Source organism: Ferroacidibacillus organovorans (genome assembly GCF_001516615.1).
Classification (GTDB): Bacteria; Bacillota; Bacilli; order Alicyclobacillales; family SLC66; genus Ferroacidibacillus; species Ferroacidibacillus ferrooxidans_B.
In genome coordinates, this window is sequence record NZ_LPVJ01000009.1 from 43,483 (window position 1) to 59,653 (window position 16,171).

Genomic DNA, 16,171 nt, shown 5'->3' on the forward strand with positions numbered 1-16,171 from the left:
CCTCCTCGCGTAAGGAGCGAAAGCTTTGGAATGGACGCGTTTTAAAGAGAAACTCGCGCTGATTCCCGAGCGGCCTGGCTGCTATTTGATGAAGGATGAAGCCGGAAAGGTCATCTATGTAGGTAAGGCCAAGGTGTTGCGAAATCGTGTACGCTCCTATTTCACGGGGAGCCATGATGGAAAAACGCAGCGGCTCGTCTCGCACATTCGGGATTTTGAATACATTGTCACGGATACGGTTTCTGAGGCGCTCGTCCTTGAGTGCAATTTGATCAAACACCATACGCCGCACTATAACATTCTGTTAAAGGATGACAAGACCTATCCCTACATCAAAATCACCCGGGAGCTGCACCCGCGTCTTGAGATTGTACGAAAGGTGCAAAAGGACCGGGCAGCCTATTTTGGCCCGTACCCAAACGGTGGTGCGGCGGCAGAGACGAAACAACTGCTCGACCGCTTGTACCCACTGCGCAAGTGTAAAACATTAAAGCCAAAGGTCTGCCTTTACTATCACATTGGGCAGTGTCTCGCACCTTGTGAGTTTGAGGTAAACGAGGAAGAGTATCAGAAGATTGCCCGTGAGATCAGCGAGTTTTTACAGGGTGGTCACCAGCGAATCACAGATGAACTGACGAAGCGCATGGCCTTGGAAGCAGAGCAGATGAATTTTGAGCGGGCGGCGGAGTTGCGCGATCTGATTGCGCAGATTCACGCTGTGATGGAGACGCAGAAGGTGACGTTGCCTGATCGCGTCGATCGCGACATCTTTGGCTCCTATTCCGATCAGGGGCATCTGAGCATTCAGGTATTCATGATGCGCGGCGGCAAGTTGGTCGAGCGATCTGCGACGGTTTTTGCCAGTTACGGTGACGAGTCGGATGACTTGACGTCTTACATTACGCAGTTTTATCAAGACAATCCGGATATTCCTAAAGAGGTGTGGCTGCCTGAAGGGATTGATCCAACGGGACTCGACGCAATCTTACACGCAAAGGTGTTGACGCCAAAGCGCGGAAAAAAGCATGAACTTGTTGAACTGGCATGCCGCAACGCGCGGATTGCGCTTGAAGAGCGTTTTCGTCTTCTGGAAAAAGACGAGACGCGCACGGTCAATGCGATGCAGGCGCTGGGTGAGACGCTTGGCATCGACACACTCCACCGAATTGAGGCTTTTGACAACTCGAATACACAAGGCACGGATCCGGTCGCCGCGATGGTGGTCTATATCGACGGTCAGGCCGCGCCAAAAGAATATCGCAAGTATAAGATCAAGACGGTGGAAGGTCCTGATGATTATAAGAGCATGCGCGAAGTGATTCGCCGCCGCTATACGCGATTGTTGCGTGAACATCAGCCGCTTCCTGATCTGATCATGGTGGATGGCGGGCGCGGGCAGATCGCTGCAGCGCTTGATGTACTGGAGAATGAACTGTCCATTCAAACGCCTGTCTGCGGTTTGGCAAAAGACGATCGGCACCGCACATCGCAACTGTTTCTTGGCGATGACCCTGAACCGATACGGCTGGATCGAAACGCCCCGGCGTTTCACCTCCTGACGAGAATTCAGGATGAGGTGCATCGTTTCGCGGTAACGTTTCATCGAAACACGCGCGGAAAAAACTCGCTCCACAGTTTGCTTGACGAGATTCCCGGCGTGGGCGAGGCGCGTCGCAAACATTTGCTGCGCCATTTTGGATCGCTTACGGAGATGCGGCACGCACCCATTGAAGAGTTTCGCAAAGCGGGTGTCGGGGATCGCCTGGCAAAAAAAATTATGGCGCATCTGGCGAGTCTTTCGTAAACATGTCAAGCCATTGACATAAGACGCTGTGTATGGTACGTTTCGATCACAACTTCAAACGTTTGTTTTACTCTTATCGAGAGTGGCGGAGGGACTGGCCCTTTGAAGCCCGGCAACCTTCCAGCGCCTATATGGCCTGGATTGGTGCCAATTCCAGCAGGACGCGCATGTGTCCTGAAAGATGAGAGGGTAACCTTGGTAAAAACTGGGCTCCCTCTGTGTGAGGGGGTCCTTTTCGTTATGAAGCAAGAGAGCGTGATGATTGAAATGAACGAGAATCTACAAGGCCATGTCTTCTCAGCACGCGTGCCAGTCGGTGCAGTGGAGCTCGAAAGTGGCGAGGTGTTAAGTGACGTTGTTGTTTATGTCGAGTGGGTCGGCGATCTGTTGCGCCATCGCGAACAGGCGATTCTCTTGTGTCACGCGCTTACAGGTGACGCCCACGCATTTGATACAGCCGAGAAGCCTGGATGGTGGGGGCCGCTGATTGGCGCGGGAAGGGCGCTTGATACGGAGAGTCACGTCGTTCTTTGCATGAATGTCCTTGGCGGATGTTCAGGGACGACTGGGCCGCTCTCGATTTGTGAAACAACGGGTCAATCCTATGCGGGCCAGTTTCCCGAGATTACGATTCGCGATATGGTGCGCGTTCAACACCTCGCGTTACGCTCGCTTGGCGTGACGCGCCTGTATGCCGTCTTAGGCGGGTCGATGGGCGGCATGCAGGCACTGGAGTGGGCGTGCAGTTTCCCATCCTTTGTTAAACATGTCATCGTACTTGCTGCATTGCCTGTGTTTTCGGCCATTGGCATTGGCTATAACGCAGTGATGCGCCAAGCGATTGAACGCGATCCAGCGTTTCAGCAGGGCGATTATGCGCGATATGGCGTTTTTCCTAAAGACGGTCTGACGGTCGCCCGGATGCTTGGCATGATCACGTATCGCACAGCACAGCTGTTTGAAGAGCGTTGCGGGAGATCGATCAGCGAGCAAGGTACTTTTGAAATCGAGCGATACCTTGTCTATCACGGCGAGAAATTGGTCAGACGATTTGACGCCAACAGTTATCTCCGCCTGCTCTCAGCGATGGATGGTCATCATTTGGGGCGCAATCGCGGAACGCTTGCAGATGCGTTTGGGCGCATTACCGCTCGCGTCACCATGGTGGGAATCGAAAATGACCTGCTCTATCCTCCAGATTCAATCAAACAGGCGGTTTGCGCGGCGCGTGAAGCGGGGGTTGACGCGGTTTACCAGGAAATTTCAAGTCCATACGGGCACGACGCATTTTTGCTTGAATTTGATCAGTTGGATGCGATTTTTCGTGACGCGCTTGCGCACGCTGTTCCAAAAAATTCGATTGCGCGCTGAGTTTTCTTAGGTTTAGGGGGTTTTTCAATAATGGCCGATCAACCACGCGTTGTTCGCATTGGGCTTCTCGGGCTTGGCACCGTTGGAGCAGGTGTCGTCAAATCATTAAAGTCAAATCATCAACCGATTTTTGAGAAAACAGGGTGTGATGTGCAGGTTGTTCGCACACTGGTTCGCGACCCTGACAAAGAGCGGGCCGTTCGGATGGATCGCGACACACTTACGACGGATGGACTGGCGATTGTCCGCGACCCTGCGATTGACATCGTGATCGAGGTGATCGGTGGAATCGAGCCTGCCCGCACGCTGATACGCGAAGCGCTGCGCCACGGCAAGCATGTCATTTCAGCAAATAAAGAGTTGATTGCCAAAGACGAGGGCGTCTTGATTGAGTACGCGGAGAAAAATGGACTGCGACTGATGTATGAGGCGAGCGTAGGCGGTGGCATCCCCATTGTGCGCATGGTCGAGACGTACCTGACGGCAAACCGCGTGCACGCGATACGTGGGATTCTAAACGGTACGTGCAACTATATCTTGACTCGCATGGAAGAGGACGGACAGTCCTTTGCTGAGGCCTTGCGCGACGCACAAGCGCTCGGCTACGCAGAGGCAGACCCCGAGAGCGATGTGGAGGGGTTTGACACAGCGTACAAACTGTCGATTTTGGCGAACCTCGCATTTTCTGTGCCATCGAGCGTTTTTAAAATAGACCGCATGGGCATCACAAAGCTTCAGCGTGTGGATTTGGATATCGCTTCGCGCATGGGGTGCACAATCAAACTGATCGGTGAGGCGCGGGTTTCAGAGGACGGCACCGTGGCGCAAAGTGTTTCGCCAAGAATGATTCCGCGCACAGATTCGCTGGCAACCGTGCGCGATGTGTTCAATGCCGTGACGATTACGGCGGATGTGGTAGGCGAACTCTCTTTTATGGGACGGGGGGCAGGCGAACTGCCGACGGCCAGTGCCATCATTGAGGATTTGACGGAGATTTTGCGCAACCCAACGCCAAACGGTCGCCGCGATCAAGACAGGAGAATTGTGAAACAAGGCGAAGGCGGTGATCATGCGCTTTATGACACAGACTCGCCGCGCCTCACTCAGGGATACATACGCATGACTGCGTCTGATTGGATGCTTGATCACCTGGTTGGGCATGCGCAGGATGTTCGTGTTTTATCAAATACAGTCGGGATTGCCCGCACTGATGTCTCGTATTGTTTTGTCAGGGGCATGCCCGAATGCGCCTGGAAAGAGTTGATGGCTCATGATTCACTGCAACTCGCCATACCGTATGATGGGGTGTGGCCGCCCCTTAACAGTGTGGCGGTTGAGCAAAAGGAAGCGCAGATTCAGCGCCGCGCCTGAGCTTTGCAGGAATCTGCTGTGTTTTCTTGACAGTTGCTTTCGACAATCGCTACAATCATCCATGTAACGGTACACTGAGCGGTCGCTCGGCAGAGAGGGGGCGTTGATTTGGCAAGTGTGCCAGTCAACCGCGATTATTTATTTCGCAGGCTTCATACGTTGTCAGGTGTTGTTCCGGTTGGCCTGTTTTTGATTGAGCATTTGATTACCAACTCGACTGTGACGATGGGGGCAGGCGCGTATAATGCGGCTGTCAATACAATTCAACATATTCCCTACTTACATGCGGTTGAATTTTTGTTTATCTTCCTGCCGCTTATTTACCACGGGGTGTTCGGCTTGTATGCCGCATATACTTCGGGCTATAACGCGGTTCAATACTCCTGGATTCGCAACCGTATGTTTGCACTGCAGCGCATCACGGGCGTTATAACGTTTATTTTTATTGTGTACCATCTCTGGACAACCCGTTTCAGTGGAAATGCACCGAGCTTTTCCTATGTGCACCATCTCGTGAGTCAACCGTTTACGTTTTGGTTCATGATCATCGGCGTCGTGTCTGCGACGTTTCATTTTGCCAATGGCATGTGGTCGTTTCTGGTGCACTGGGGCTTTACGGTTGGCGCGCGCGCGCAGCGCGTATCTGCGATTGTCATGATGGCGCTTTTCTTGATTTTGGCGTTTATGGGTGTTGACTCAATCATTACGTTTGCGTACGCGGCGTGACTGTTTTTTGACTGCACAAGGTATTGGAGGAATCGAGATGGCATCGCAACGGATGATCGTTGTTGGCGGCGGACTTGCAGGGCTTATGGCGACGATCAAAATCGCAGAATCTGGAACGTCCGTCGACCTGTTCTCGATCGTTCCCGTCAAACGGTCTCACTCGGTGTGCGCTCAGGGTGGGATCAACGGAGCGGTTAACACCAAAGGTGAAGGAGACTCACCTTGGGAGCATTTTGATGACACGATTTATGGCGGTGATTTTCTCGCCAATCAACCGCCTGTTCTCGGTATGTGCGAGGCGGCACCAGGTATTATCCATCTTCTTGACCGCATGGGCGTCATGTTCAATCGCACGCCGGAGGGACTACTCGATTTTCGGCGTTTTGGCGGCACCAAACACCATCGGACGGCGTTTGCCGGTGCGACGACGGGTCAGCAGCTTCTCTATGCACTTGATGAACAGGTGCGCCGCTACGAGGCGGCAGGGCTTGTCAATAAGTACGAGGGATATGAATTTATCTCTGCGGTGATCGATGATGAGCAGATTTGCCGAGGAATAGTCGCGCAGAATTTGCGCTCAATGGAGATTAAGGCGTTTCGCGCGGACGCTGTGATTCTCGCAACTGGTGGACCGGGTATCGTGTTTGGTAAAAGCACAAACTCAGTCATCAACACAGGCACGGCTGCCTCTGCCGTCTATCAACAGGGCGTCACATATGCGAACGGCGAGTTTATTCAGATTCACCCGACAGCAATTCCCGGCGATGACAAACTGCGCCTGATGTCCGAATCAGCGCGCGGTGAAGGTGGTCGCGTGTGGACTTATAAGGATGGAAAACCTTGGTATTTCCTCGAAGAAAAATATCCAGAGTATGGTAATCTCGTGCCGCGGGATATCGCGACACGGGAAATTTTCTCTGTCTGCGTAGACCAGAAGCTTGGGATCAACGGAGAGAATATGGTGTATCTCGACGTTTCACATATCCCGGCGTCTGTGTTGAATGTAAAACTTGGCGGAATCCTTGAAATCTATGAGAAGTTTGTCGGCGACGATCCGCGCAAGGTTCCCATGCGTATCTTCCCGGCTGTGCACTATTCTATGGGCGGAATCTGGGTCGATTATGAGCAGATGACGAACATACAAGGACTGTTTGCCTGCGGTGAATGTGACTATCAGTACCACGGGGCGAATCGACTTGGCGCAAACTCGCTTCTTTCTTCTATTTATGGAGGAATGATCACAGGTCCGTCTGCGCTCCGCTACGCAAAAGGGTTGCGCAAAGGCGCTGATCAGGTTTCTTCGACGGTTTACGAGGCGGCGGAAAAGCGGGAACAGGAGAAGTACGACAGCATCCTGGCGATGCGCGGAACGGAGAACCCCTATGTGATTGGTCGAGAACTCGGCCAGTGGATGACGGATAATGTGACGGTTGTTCGCTATAACGACCGATTGAAAAAGACGGATGAAAAAATTCAAGAGTTGATGGAGCGCTACAAGAACATCAACATGGCAGACACGTCCCGCTGGCAGAATCAAATGGCGCCTTATACGCGTCAGTTGTGGAACATGCTGGAATTGGCGCGCGTGATGACCATTGGCGCGCTCCTGCGCAATGAGAGCCGTGGCGCTCACTATAAGCCTGAGTTTCCCAATCGAGACGACGAAAACTTCTTAAAAACAACGATGGCAGACTGGACGCCAGAGGGCCCGCGCATCACGTATCAAGATGTTGACGTTTCTTTGATTCGACCGCGCGAGCGACGCTATGACGTCAGCAAGGAGGCGACGGTGTAATGGCAATTTCAGAACAGGAAGCCACAGAGAAACGTTCGTCAAAGACCGTGCGATTTGTCATTGAAAGACAAGAGTCGGCGGAAGCGCAACCCTACACAGAGGAATTTGAAATCGCTTGGCGGCCAGGGATGAACGTGATTGCGGCACTTATGGAAATTCAACGCAATCCGGTCAACGCAAGCGGTCAGGAGACAAAACCAGTCACGTGGGAATCGAACTGTCTGGAAGAAGTTTGCGGCGCATGCACGATGGTGATCAATGGAAAACCGCGCCAGGCATGCTCGGCGCTTGTCGACAAGTTGACGCAACCAATCGATCTAAAGCCCATGCGCACCTTTCCGGTGGTCCGCGATTTGGTGGTCAATCGCTCACGCATGTTTGATATTCTCAAGCGTGTCAAGGCGTGGGTTCCAATCGACGGAACGTACGATCTTGGACCGGGTCCGCGCATGGCTGAGTCGGAGCGGCAGTGGGCCTATGAACTTTCTAAATGTTTTACGTGTGGCTCATGTGTAGAAGCTTGCCCGAACGTCAATGAAAAAACAGGCTTTATCGGGGCGTTTGCGATATCGCAGGCGCGACTCTTTAACACCCATCCGACAGGTTCCATGCATAAAGATGAACGGCTTGAGGCGCTGATGGATGAAGGTGGGATTCACGAGTGTGGAAACTCACAAAACTGTGTCCAGGTTTGTCCGAAGGGAATCCCGCTTACAACATCGATTGCGGCGATGAACCGCGATGTCAACAGGCACGCATTCTCCAGTTGGTTGAAGAAATAAACGTCTTTTGAGACAAAAAAGGTCCTTCGCGCGAAGGACCTTTTTTATTTACAACAGAATGCAGGGAAACTGTCTGTGCACAGGTTCAATCAGTTTCGCTTGGGTTGCCACAAGTCGGCAAGACCGTCGCCAAGGTAGTTGAAGCCAAGAACAGAAATCGCAAGTGTCAGACCCGGAAAAATGGCGAGCCAGGGTGCTGTTGTGATGTACCCTTGTGCTGTATGCAGCATGGCGCCCCAACTCGCGGCTGGAGGTTGTACACCGAGTCCAAGGTAGCTGAGTCCAGCTTCTGCAACGACACCGCTTGCGAGACCGAGCGTTGCCTGGACGATGATTGGCGTGAGGATGTTTGGAAGGATGTGAACGACGAGAATTCGTGTGGTTCCGGCGCCGACTGTGATCGCGGATTGAACATATTCGGAACGTTTCTGCACGAAAACCTGTGCGCGGACAATGCGGACAAATCCCGGAATAAATCCAAAGCCAATGGCGATCATCGCATTTCCAAGCCCACTGCCAAGCACTGCCCCGATGACGAGAGCGAGGATGAGAAAAGGAAAGGATTGAATGGAGTCCATCACGCGCATGACAAACCACTCATCAAACGCTCCTCCGATGTAGCCTGTCAAAAGTCCGATGAGAATACCAAAAAAAAGCCCGATGCCAACAGAGGCTGCAGATACTTCGAGTGAGGTGCGAGCGCCATAGAGAATGCGTGAGAACAAGTCGCGTCCCAGTTCATCCGTACCAAACCAGTGTGCGCCAGAAGGAGGTTGAAGAAGCGCCATGAAATTGATTTGATTTGGCGGATAAGGGGCGAGAATGGGTGCAAATACACCGGCGACGACCATGAGCAGCACGATGAGTGCACCAATCATAAAGGATGGATTACGCACCATGCGCTCAAGTGTGCGGTTTTTGCGCCTTTTTTTTAATGGCACAGGCGTCTCGGCAGGTGTGATGGTTTCTGTGGAAATATTCACCATGCTCTATCCTTCCCCTCGCGTAATGCGAATCCGCGGGTCAATGAAACCATAACACAGATCTGTCGCGAGATTGACGAGAATGACGAGAAGGGCGGCAACGAGTGCGCTTCCTTGGATCGTCGTGTAGTCGCGGCTAAAAATCGCGTTGACTAAAAGACTTCCGAAACCTGGAAGTGAAAAGATGGTCTCAGTAATGACAAGACCGCCAAGAAGACCTGCGATTTGTAAGCCGCTCTGTGTAATAACAGGTACGAGCGCATTCTTCAAGGCGTGTCGCAGGATGACCCTGTAACCGCGTATTCCTTTTGCGCGCGCTGTGCGTACAAAGTCTGCGTCGAGCACCTCTGCGAGGCTTGCTCGCGTCATGCGCAACAATACGGCCGCCTCGCGAATACCCGTTGCGAGTACCGGAAGAAACATCGACTGCAGATTCTGGCCGACGTTTTGTGTCAGTGGAACATAACCTGACGATGGGAAAATATGAAAACGAACAGTAAATGCGAGAAGTAACATGATGCCAAGCCAAAAGGGTGGGATGGAAAGCCCGAGCGATGTCGCAAATGCGGCGACAAGATCGGCAAACTTCCCGCGTTTGATGGCGGACAGGATGCCGAGCGGGAGCGCAATGATCACAGCAAACAGGAACGTTCCGATCGCCAACTCAATGGTCACTGGCAAACGCTGTCCAATAAGCGTTGCCACGGCAATTTGATTGGAGAGTGACAATCCCAAATTCCCGTGAAGAACATTGCCTACCCAGTCCAGGTACTGCACGATCAATGGTTTGTTCAGCCCCAGCTGTTCGCGCAATGCCGCGACCGCTCCAGGTGTTGCATCCTGCCCGAGAATGACGCGGGCAGGATCACCTGGAATAAGGTGAATCAGACTGAAGACCATGACGCTGACCAGAAAGAGGACGGGTAGCGTGAGAAGAATTCGTCGCGCGAGGAAGCTACCCATCAGAACACGTCCTTATGACAACGTTGCAACGCGAATCAATCCGTCTGGCACATAGTTGAAACCATGGATGGATGAATTGAACGCTAGAACGTTGTTTGGATGGTACAAGAAGATGTACGGAGAATCGTGGTTGATGATCGCGACGGCTTGTTCATAGAGATTGGCCCGCTGCGTCATGTTGGTGACGGACCGCGCTTTATTGAGGAGCGCGTCGACTTGCGGATTGCTGTATCCCGATGCGTTCAAAGGCCCACCCGTATAGTAGAAGGAGTAGATGTCTTGGTCTGGATCAAGGCGTCCACTCCAGCCGAGTGCGAGTGCCTGGAAGTTTCCGTCTGATGAGTTGTTCAAGAGCGTCCCGAAATCAAGCTGTTGGATATTCATTTTGATGCCATAGGGTTGAAGCATCGCCTGCATCACTTCTGCGAGTTGTACGCTGATGGGACTGTTGGCCGTTTGCAATGTGAATGTAAAGCCGTGAGCTTCGCCACCGCGCTTGAGCAGCGCACGAATTTGCGCAGGATTGACCTTCGGTGGGGTGTCTTCCGCTTTGCGATAGACGGGTGATGACGCACCAAAAGGACTGTAGCCGGGGCTCGCTGATCCTTTGAGTACTGCGTTTACGAGCGCTTGGCGGTCGATTGCGTAGTTGACAGCTTCGCGCACATAGAGATTTGTGAATGGTTTTGCCTTTACGTTGAGATATACACCTTGATAGCCAAAACTTGGTTTGTTGATCACTGTGTAACCAGGCGTTTTAGCGAGTGTCGCAATCTGTTGGGGTGGCACGGTGTCGATGATTTGGACTTCATTTGATTGCAGGTTCAAGAGTTCGACATTTGGATCAGTGAAAATTTTATAGACGACTTTTTGGAAATGGGGCAATCCTTTCATCCAATAGTGCGGGTTTTTGACAAGCGTGATGCTTGATCCGGGAATGTGCGATACAAACTCGTAAGGTCCCGTCCCGACAGGGTGATTGAGGAAGTTTGCGCCTTCTTTTCTGACTGCAGTCGGAGAAACCATCATTCCGGCGCGGCCGGACAACACGTTAAGAAGTGGGCTGAACGGCTTTGACAGCTGGATCGTCAACTTATATGGACCATCGACGACAACCTTTGAGATGAGCGACAAGGAACTGTGGCGCGGTGAGATTTTAAGCATGTCGCGTGCGAGATTGAACTGAACTGCAGCGGCATTAAACGGCGTTCCGTCTTGAAACTTGACGCCTTTGCGCAGCGTGATGTTGTAGGTCAGTCCGTTTTTAGAGACAGTTACACCCGTTGCGAGATCATTTTGCAATTTTCCAGCAGCGTTGATCGTAAAGAGTGAGTCATAGATGTTGACCATGACTTGACGATCGACCAAGGCGCTAGAGAGGCTGGGATCGAGTTTTGGTGGATCTGCACTGAGTCCAATCGAGAGTGTTGAAAGTGCGCTTGTGCGCAACGCAGAAGCGTGGTGGGCGGTGTGTGTTGCTGTGCTAGCAAAGACCGGGAAGCTTGTGGTGAGCGAGAGTACGGTCGCCGCAGCGGCAATGCCTGCACGCTTGCTGTACATCGTTGGTCGTTTCATCGTGGACCCCCTATTGATGATGTATTCTATGCTTTCTGTTGGTTCTGGTAAAAAGATAGCATAGAATTCGCGAATTTGTCCAAACAATATTACGAGAATGGACAAGATTTATAACAAAATGACCGTATTGCGTATCTTTGCAGAAAAGGGATGAAGGTTGCCCATTCTGCGCGAGTTCCTGCACGCAAGAATTTCGGTCCTCATACAATACCGTAACTGTATCCCTGCACCTTGTGCTTGATGGATAATTGCAAGGAGGGATAGCGCCAGTGTCAGCGGGAAGAGATTACCGCATGAAATCGCTGCTGACCATACGAGAACGAGAGGTCTTTGAGTTACTGGTTCAGGATAAAACGACTCGAGAAATCGCGGAAATCTTGTACATCAGCGAAAAGACCGTGCGGAATCATATCAGCAATGTGAGATGGTCACTGGGGTGTGATGTACTGTGATTTTAGTCCCATCTCGTGTGAATTCTTCAATCTATGTTGCGCAAAGAGGTCTTGTGTAGGAAGGACATAGAAAACTTAGCCGAGCGTTCTCTTGACGACAACATGTATCCGGGCTATGATATCGACGGTGATGAATATTGACGCTTATAAATATCGTAGATTGTGAAAAGGAGCGTCAATATCGAGAAAGGGGGGGTTGGTTTGATTGAACATGGTTCAAAGGTAGACTTGAGTCATGAACTGCTGCTCGCCAGATTGAATGCGCTCGCGGACAAAAGTCGATTTCAGATTATGCAGATCATGGCAAACGGTGCGATCGGATCGTGTTGTGACCGCATTGCGGCGTATGAAAACGGCTATTGTGTCGCGGATGTGGTGACAGAGACGGGTCTTTCGCAACCCACCGTGTCCCACCATTTGAAGGCGCTTGAAAAAGTGAATCTGGTACGGCGAGAGGTGCGTGGCCCATGGACATGCTATTTTCCCAATTCAGAAGCGCTCGAAGAGGTTTTGCACGCATTGCGCGCCTCGTTGCTTTCAAAGCATGTGGAGCTAGATGAGAAAGGGGAGCATACTTCGCCTTTGTCAGATGCAATTTTTGACGCCGGGAAACGCTGTGCTGAATTGAAGAAAGGATGTTGTCTGTGAACGGGTAGCATGGTTTTTCGCGCGCTGCCCATTTTGTTTGGTCGCTGATACGATCCTTCTTACGTCCGATATTCTAAGGAGTTCTTGCATGATCTATCTTTCTATTGGAGTTTTTATCGTTACGCTACTTTTTGTCATTTGGCAACCGCGCGGGTTATCCATTGGCTGGAGCGCGTTTGGAGGGGCCATTCTCGCTTTGTTGCTTCATATCGTGACAATTTCAGATGTAGTCGTTGTCACATCGATAGTCTGGGATGCGACGCTCGCATTTGTTGGCATCATCATCTTTTCAACCGTTCTTGATCGCATCGGTTTTTTTGAATGGGCCGCTCTCAAAATGGCGGTTGCCGCAAAGGGAGATGGAAGAAAAGTATTTTTCTTTGTCATCTTGCTCGGGGCGATCGTCTCAGCGTTTTTTGCCAATGACGGGGCTGCGCTCATTCTCACGCCGATCGTGCTTGAAAAGGTTAAACTACTTAAATTTGATATGAAACGAATGCTTCCCTTTATCATGGCAAGCGGCTTTATCGCAGATACCACGTCGCTTCCATTTGTGACATCAAACCTCGTAAACATCGTCTCAGCGGATTATTTTCATCTGGGCTTCGTGACCTATCTTCTGCATATGGTGATACCCGATCTCGTCTCGCTTTTTGCAAGCATGCTCTTTTTGTATCTGTATTTTAGGAGAGACATCCCGGCGACATACCGTCCCAGCGATCTTCCTGACCCGCACCATGCGATTGTCCATGAGGGCATGTTCAAGGCGTCGTGGGTAATCCTTATTTTTTTGCTCGTGGGCTACATTCTCACAGAATTGCTGCACATCCCTGTATCATCCGTCGCAGGACTTATCGCGATTGTTTTTCTCATCGCAGGCGCGCGCGCAAGAGTCATTCAACCGTGGCGCGTGATCAAGGATGCGCCGTGGGCGATCGTCGTTTTCTCCATCGGAATGTACGTGGTGGTATATGGATTAAGGAATGCTGGATTGACGGCGCTTCTTGGTCACGTCATTCGCGCCAGCGCGCAAGGCGGTCTCTTTGCGGGAACGGTTGCCACAGGATTTATTGCCGCGATCCTCTCTTCTGTAATGAACAACATGCCAACGGTGATGATCGACGCGCTTGCCATCCACGCCTCTGGCGTAACTGGAGTGATGCAACACGCGTTGATATACGCCAATGTGATCGGGTGTGATCTCGGACCTAAAATTACGCCAATTGGATCGCTTGCAACGCTTCTCTGGCTTCACGTTCTTCGCCAGAAAGGTATCACCATCTCTTGGGGCCGATATTTTCGCACGGGACTTTTGCTCACCGTCCCTACACTGTTTGTCACGCTGTCAGGACTTTATGCGTGGATGCTAATCATTCACTAGCATGCGGAGGGATGTTCATGTCAAAAAAAATGGTTTACTTTTTATGCACAGGAAATTCGTGCCGGAGTCAGATTGCAGAAGGATTCGCGCGCCACTTTGGCGGCGATGCGTGGATCGTTCACAGTGCTGGCGTGGAGTCGCACGGACTCAATCCGCGCGCGGTTGCGGTGATGAAAGAGGCAGGCATTGACATCTCATCGCACACGTCAAAATTGATTGATGATGAGATTCTAAGTCGCGCGGACTACGTGATTACGCTTTGCGGCGATGCGGACGAACGCTGTCCCTTGACGCCGCCTCACGTGAAGCGTCTGCATTTTGGATTTGAGGACCCTGCGAAAGCCACTGGTTCTGAAGAAGAGATCATGGCCAAGTTTCGAGAGGTGCGCGATGCGATTCGCGATCGCATTGAGGCGTTTATGAAAGAGACGGTGTAATCCCTCGACAAAACGATAAAAAGCGCGCCATCAGGGATGGTTTCCCGTCCTTGCGGCGCGCTTTTTATCTACGAGATTTCGTGCATGCAATCTCGCGCTATGGCAGGTAGATGCTTCCGCCGGACTTTCGAAACTCGCTCGCTTGTGCAGCCATTCCGACGGCAATCGCCTCATCTTCTTGTATTCCCAAATTCTCCGCATACTCGCGTATATCTTGGGTGATTCGCATGCTGCAAAATTTCGGTCCGCACATGGAGCAAAAATGAGCGGTTTTGGCAGGTTCTGCGGGTAGCGTCTCATCGTGAAAGGCGATGGCGCGCTGCGGATCAAGGGATAGATTGAATTGATCCCGCCAGCGAAACTCAAAGCGCGCCTTTGAAAGCGCATCGTCACGCTGTTGCGCACGCGGGTGCCCTTTTGCCAGGTCTGCCGCGTGTGCGGCAATTTTGTAGGTGATGACACCTTCTTTGACGTCATCCTTATTCGGCAGGCCCAGATGTTCTTTTGGCGTCACATAGCAGAGCATGGCTGTCCCAAACCAGCCGATCATCGCGGCGCCGATCGCGGATGTGATGTGGTCATACCCCGGCGCGATGTCCGTTGTCAGTGGCCCCAGTGTGTAAAATGGCGCTTCATGGCACACCTCAAGTTGGCGATCCATATTTTCTTTGATCTTATGCATCGGGACGTGGCCTGGGCCCTCGATCATCACTTGCACATCGTGTTTCCAGGCGATTTTCGTAAGTTCCCCGAGCGTTTCAAGCTCTGCAAACTGCGCCTCGTCGTTAGCGTCGGCGATTGAACCTGGACGCAGGCCATCGCCGAGAGAAAAGGATACGTCATAGGTTTTCATAATTTCGCAGATCTCTTCAAAATGTGTATAGAGAAAACTCTCCTGATGATGAGCCAAACACCAGGCGGCCATGATCGAGCCGCCACGCGATACGATCCCTGTCACACGCTTTGCCGTGAGAGGGATATAGCGAAGCAAGACACCCGCGTGAATCGTAAAGTAGTCCACGCCTTGTTCAGCCTGTTCGATCAGCGTGTCGCGATAAATTTCCCAGGTAAGCGCCGCGGCCTCGCCATCGACTTTTTCAAGCGCCTGATAAAGAGGGACGGTTCCGATTGGCACGGGTGAGTTGCGAATGATCCACTCGCGCGTTGTGTGAATGTTTTTGCCTGTGGACAAATCCATCACCGTATCCGCACCCCAGAGTGTCGCCCATTTCATTTTTTCGACCTCTTCATCAATCGACGACGCGACAGCTGAGTTTCCAATATTCGCGTTGATTTTGACGTGAAAGTTGCGACCGATGATCATCGGCTCACTCTCGGGGTGGTTGATGTTTGCGGGGATGATCGCGCGGCCTTCTGCCACTTCTTTGCGAACCACTTCAGCGTCGATCCCTTCGCGAATGGCGATAAACTCCATCTCCGGCGTGATGATCCCCTGTTTGGCATAATGCATTTGTGTCACTGTTTTTCCGGATTTTGCGCGAAGGGGGTTTCGCTTTAAGCCGGGAAAGGTTTCGCGTGCGTCGGGCGCAGTGTTTTTCAAGCCGTTATCTACAGGAAGAACCGTTCGACCTGTATATTCTTCCACATCGTTTCGCTCAAGAATCCACGGACGCCGCAGTGCGGGCAAACCCTTTTTGAGATCAGTGACTCGCTCCGTGTCCGTATACGCTCCGCTTGTATCATAGACGCGAAGCGGCTCGTTCTTATGATTTCCTGATCGATCTTGTGAATCGCTGAGCGAAATTTCGCGCATGGGGACGCGCAGATCCTCCCTTGATCCACTCGCATAAATTTTTTTGCTGCATGGGAAAAATTCGATTTCATCAGCCAAGAGATTGTGCCTCCCTCGTGTTATTTGGGAA

At 51.8% G+C, this 16,171-nt stretch carries 14 protein-coding genes and 1 riboswitch; of the genes, 10 read left to right on the top strand and 4 right to left on the bottom strand.

Annotation, left to right across the window (positions count from 1 at the left end; all coding sequences use genetic code 11):
* Positions 1 to 25 precede the first annotated feature (25 nt).
* The 6 genes from uvrC (at position 26) to sdhB (ending at position 7,849) form a co-directional block, all read left to right on the top strand.
* Complete coding sequence (uvrC, locus tag ATW55_RS03195; RefSeq protein ID WP_082685495.1) at positions 26 to 1,804, top strand: excinuclease ABC subunit UvrC; 1,779 nt, start codon at positions 26 to 28, stop codon at positions 1,802 to 1,804.
* A gap of 70 nt (positions 1,805 to 1,874) precedes the next feature.
* A riboswitch (SAM riboswitch) is annotated at positions 1,875 to 1,992 on the top strand.
* Positions 1,993 to 2,044: 52 nt separating this feature from the next.
* On the top strand, positions 2,045 to 3,175 hold the full coding sequence (metX, locus tag ATW55_RS03200) for a homoserine O-acetyltransferase MetX (protein ID WP_067712255.1): 1,131 nt from the start codon (positions 2,045 to 2,047) through the stop codon (positions 3,173 to 3,175).
* Positions 3,176 to 3,205: 30 nt separating this feature from the next.
* Positions 3,206 to 4,546: a homoserine dehydrogenase gene (locus ATW55_RS03205; protein WP_067712257.1), complete on the top strand. Its 1,341-nt coding sequence runs from the start codon at positions 3,206 to 3,208 to the stop codon at positions 4,544 to 4,546.
* 117 nt (positions 4,547 to 4,663) lie between these two features.
* Positions 4,664 to 5,272: a succinate dehydrogenase gene (locus tag ATW55_RS03210; RefSeq protein ID WP_153005011.1), complete on the top strand. Its 609-nt coding sequence runs from the start codon at positions 4,664 to 4,666 to the stop codon at positions 5,270 to 5,272.
* Between the two features lie 37 nt (positions 5,273 to 5,309).
* Entirely contained in the window at positions 5,310 to 7,067 is a 1,758-nt protein-coding gene (gene sdhA / locus ATW55_RS03215) for a succinate dehydrogenase flavoprotein subunit (protein ID WP_067712266.1), read from the top strand.
* Positions 7,067 to 7,849 carry a succinate dehydrogenase iron-sulfur subunit gene (sdhB, locus tag ATW55_RS03220; protein WP_067712271.1) on the top strand — a complete coding sequence of 261 codons (783 nt, stop codon included), beginning with the start codon at positions 7,067 to 7,069 and terminating at the stop codon, positions 7,847 to 7,849. The genes sdhA and sdhB overlap by 1 nt, the downstream gene beginning before the upstream one ends.
* A gap of 89 nt (positions 7,850 to 7,938) precedes the next feature.
* Here sdhB and ATW55_RS03225 read toward each other — a convergent pair whose 3' ends face one another.
* Genes ATW55_RS03225 through ATW55_RS03235 form a run of 3 tightly spaced genes read right to left on the bottom strand, consistent with a single transcriptional unit; the run spans position 7,939 to position 11,370 of the window.
* Positions 7,939 to 8,832, bottom strand: coding sequence for an ABC transporter permease (locus ATW55_RS03225; protein ID WP_235586976.1), 894 nt, complete (start codon positions 8,830 to 8,832; stop codon positions 7,939 to 7,941).
* A 6-nt stretch (positions 8,833 to 8,838) separates the two neighbouring features.
* Entirely contained in the window at positions 8,839 to 9,795 is a 957-nt protein-coding gene (locus tag ATW55_RS03230) for an ABC transporter permease (RefSeq protein ID WP_067712275.1), read from the bottom strand.
* Positions 9,796 to 9,807: 12 nt separating this feature from the next.
* The gene (locus ATW55_RS03235) at positions 9,808 to 11,370 is read right to left on the bottom strand and encodes an ABC transporter substrate-binding protein (RefSeq protein ID WP_067712278.1); all 1,563 of its coding nucleotides are present in this window, start codon (positions 11,368 to 11,370) and stop codon (positions 9,808 to 9,810) included.
* 293 nt (positions 11,371 to 11,663) lie between these two features.
* On the opposite strand from ATW55_RS03235, the gene ATW55_RS03240 reads away from it, so the two are divergent.
* The 4 genes from ATW55_RS03240 (at position 11,664) to arsC (ending at position 14,288) form a co-directional block, all read left to right on the top strand.
* Positions 11,664 to 11,822 carry a helix-turn-helix domain-containing protein gene (locus ATW55_RS03240; RefSeq protein ID WP_082685540.1) on the top strand — a complete coding sequence of 53 codons (159 nt, stop codon included), beginning with the start codon at positions 11,664 to 11,666 and terminating at the stop codon, positions 11,820 to 11,822.
* Between the two features lie 201 nt (positions 11,823 to 12,023).
* A complete protein-coding gene (locus ATW55_RS03245) occupies positions 12,024 to 12,470 on the top strand; it encodes an ArsR/SmtB family transcription factor (protein WP_067712288.1) in 447 nt (148 codons plus the stop codon).
* 88 nt (positions 12,471 to 12,558) lie between these two features.
* The gene (locus tag ATW55_RS03250) at positions 12,559 to 13,851 is read left to right on the top strand and encodes an arsenic transporter (RefSeq protein ID WP_067712291.1); all 1,293 of its coding nucleotides are present in this window, start codon (positions 12,559 to 12,561) and stop codon (positions 13,849 to 13,851) included.
* 17 nt (positions 13,852 to 13,868) lie between these two features.
* Positions 13,869 to 14,288: an arsenate reductase (thioredoxin) gene (gene arsC / locus ATW55_RS03255; RefSeq protein ID WP_067712296.1), complete on the top strand. Its 420-nt coding sequence runs from the start codon at positions 13,869 to 13,871 to the stop codon at positions 14,286 to 14,288.
* A gap of 97 nt (positions 14,289 to 14,385) precedes the next feature.
* Here arsC and thiC read toward each other — a convergent pair whose 3' ends face one another.
* Complete coding sequence (gene thiC / locus ATW55_RS03260) at positions 14,386 to 16,140, bottom strand: phosphomethylpyrimidine synthase ThiC (protein WP_423742944.1); 1,755 nt, start codon at positions 16,138 to 16,140, stop codon at positions 14,386 to 14,388.
* Between the last annotated feature and the right edge of the window lie 31 nt (positions 16,141 to 16,171).

Excerpts from the sequence above, each read along its gene's own strand:
- metX (WP_067712255.1), top strand. The coding sequence starts at position 2,045 with ATGAAGCAAGAGAGCGTGATGATTGAAATGAACGAGAATCTACAAGGC.
- ATW55_RS03205 (WP_067712257.1), top strand. The coding sequence starts at position 3,206 with ATGGCCGATCAACCACGCGTTGTTCGCATTGGGCTTCTCGGGCTTGGC.
- sdhA (WP_067712266.1), top strand. The coding sequence starts at position 5,310 with ATGGCATCGCAACGGATGATCGTTGTTGGCGGCGGACTTGCAGGGCTT.
- sdhB (WP_067712271.1), top strand. The coding sequence starts at position 7,067 with ATGGCAATTTCAGAACAGGAAGCCACAGAGAAACGTTCGTCAAAGACC.
- ATW55_RS03230 (WP_067712275.1), bottom strand. The coding sequence starts at position 9,795 with ATGGGTAGCTTCCTCGCGCGACGAATTCTTCTCACGCTACCCGTCCTC.
- ATW55_RS03235 (WP_067712278.1), bottom strand. The coding sequence starts at position 11,370 with ATGAAACGACCAACGATGTACAGCAAGCGTGCAGGCATTGCCGCTGCG.
- ATW55_RS03240 (WP_082685540.1), top strand. The coding sequence starts at position 11,664 with ATGAAATCGCTGCTGACCATACGAGAACGAGAGGTCTTTGAGTTACTG.
- ATW55_RS03250 (WP_067712291.1), top strand. The coding sequence starts at position 12,559 with ATGATCTATCTTTCTATTGGAGTTTTTATCGTTACGCTACTTTTTGTC.
- arsC (WP_067712296.1), top strand. The coding sequence starts at position 13,869 with ATGTCAAAAAAAATGGTTTACTTTTTATGCACAGGAAATTCGTGCCGG.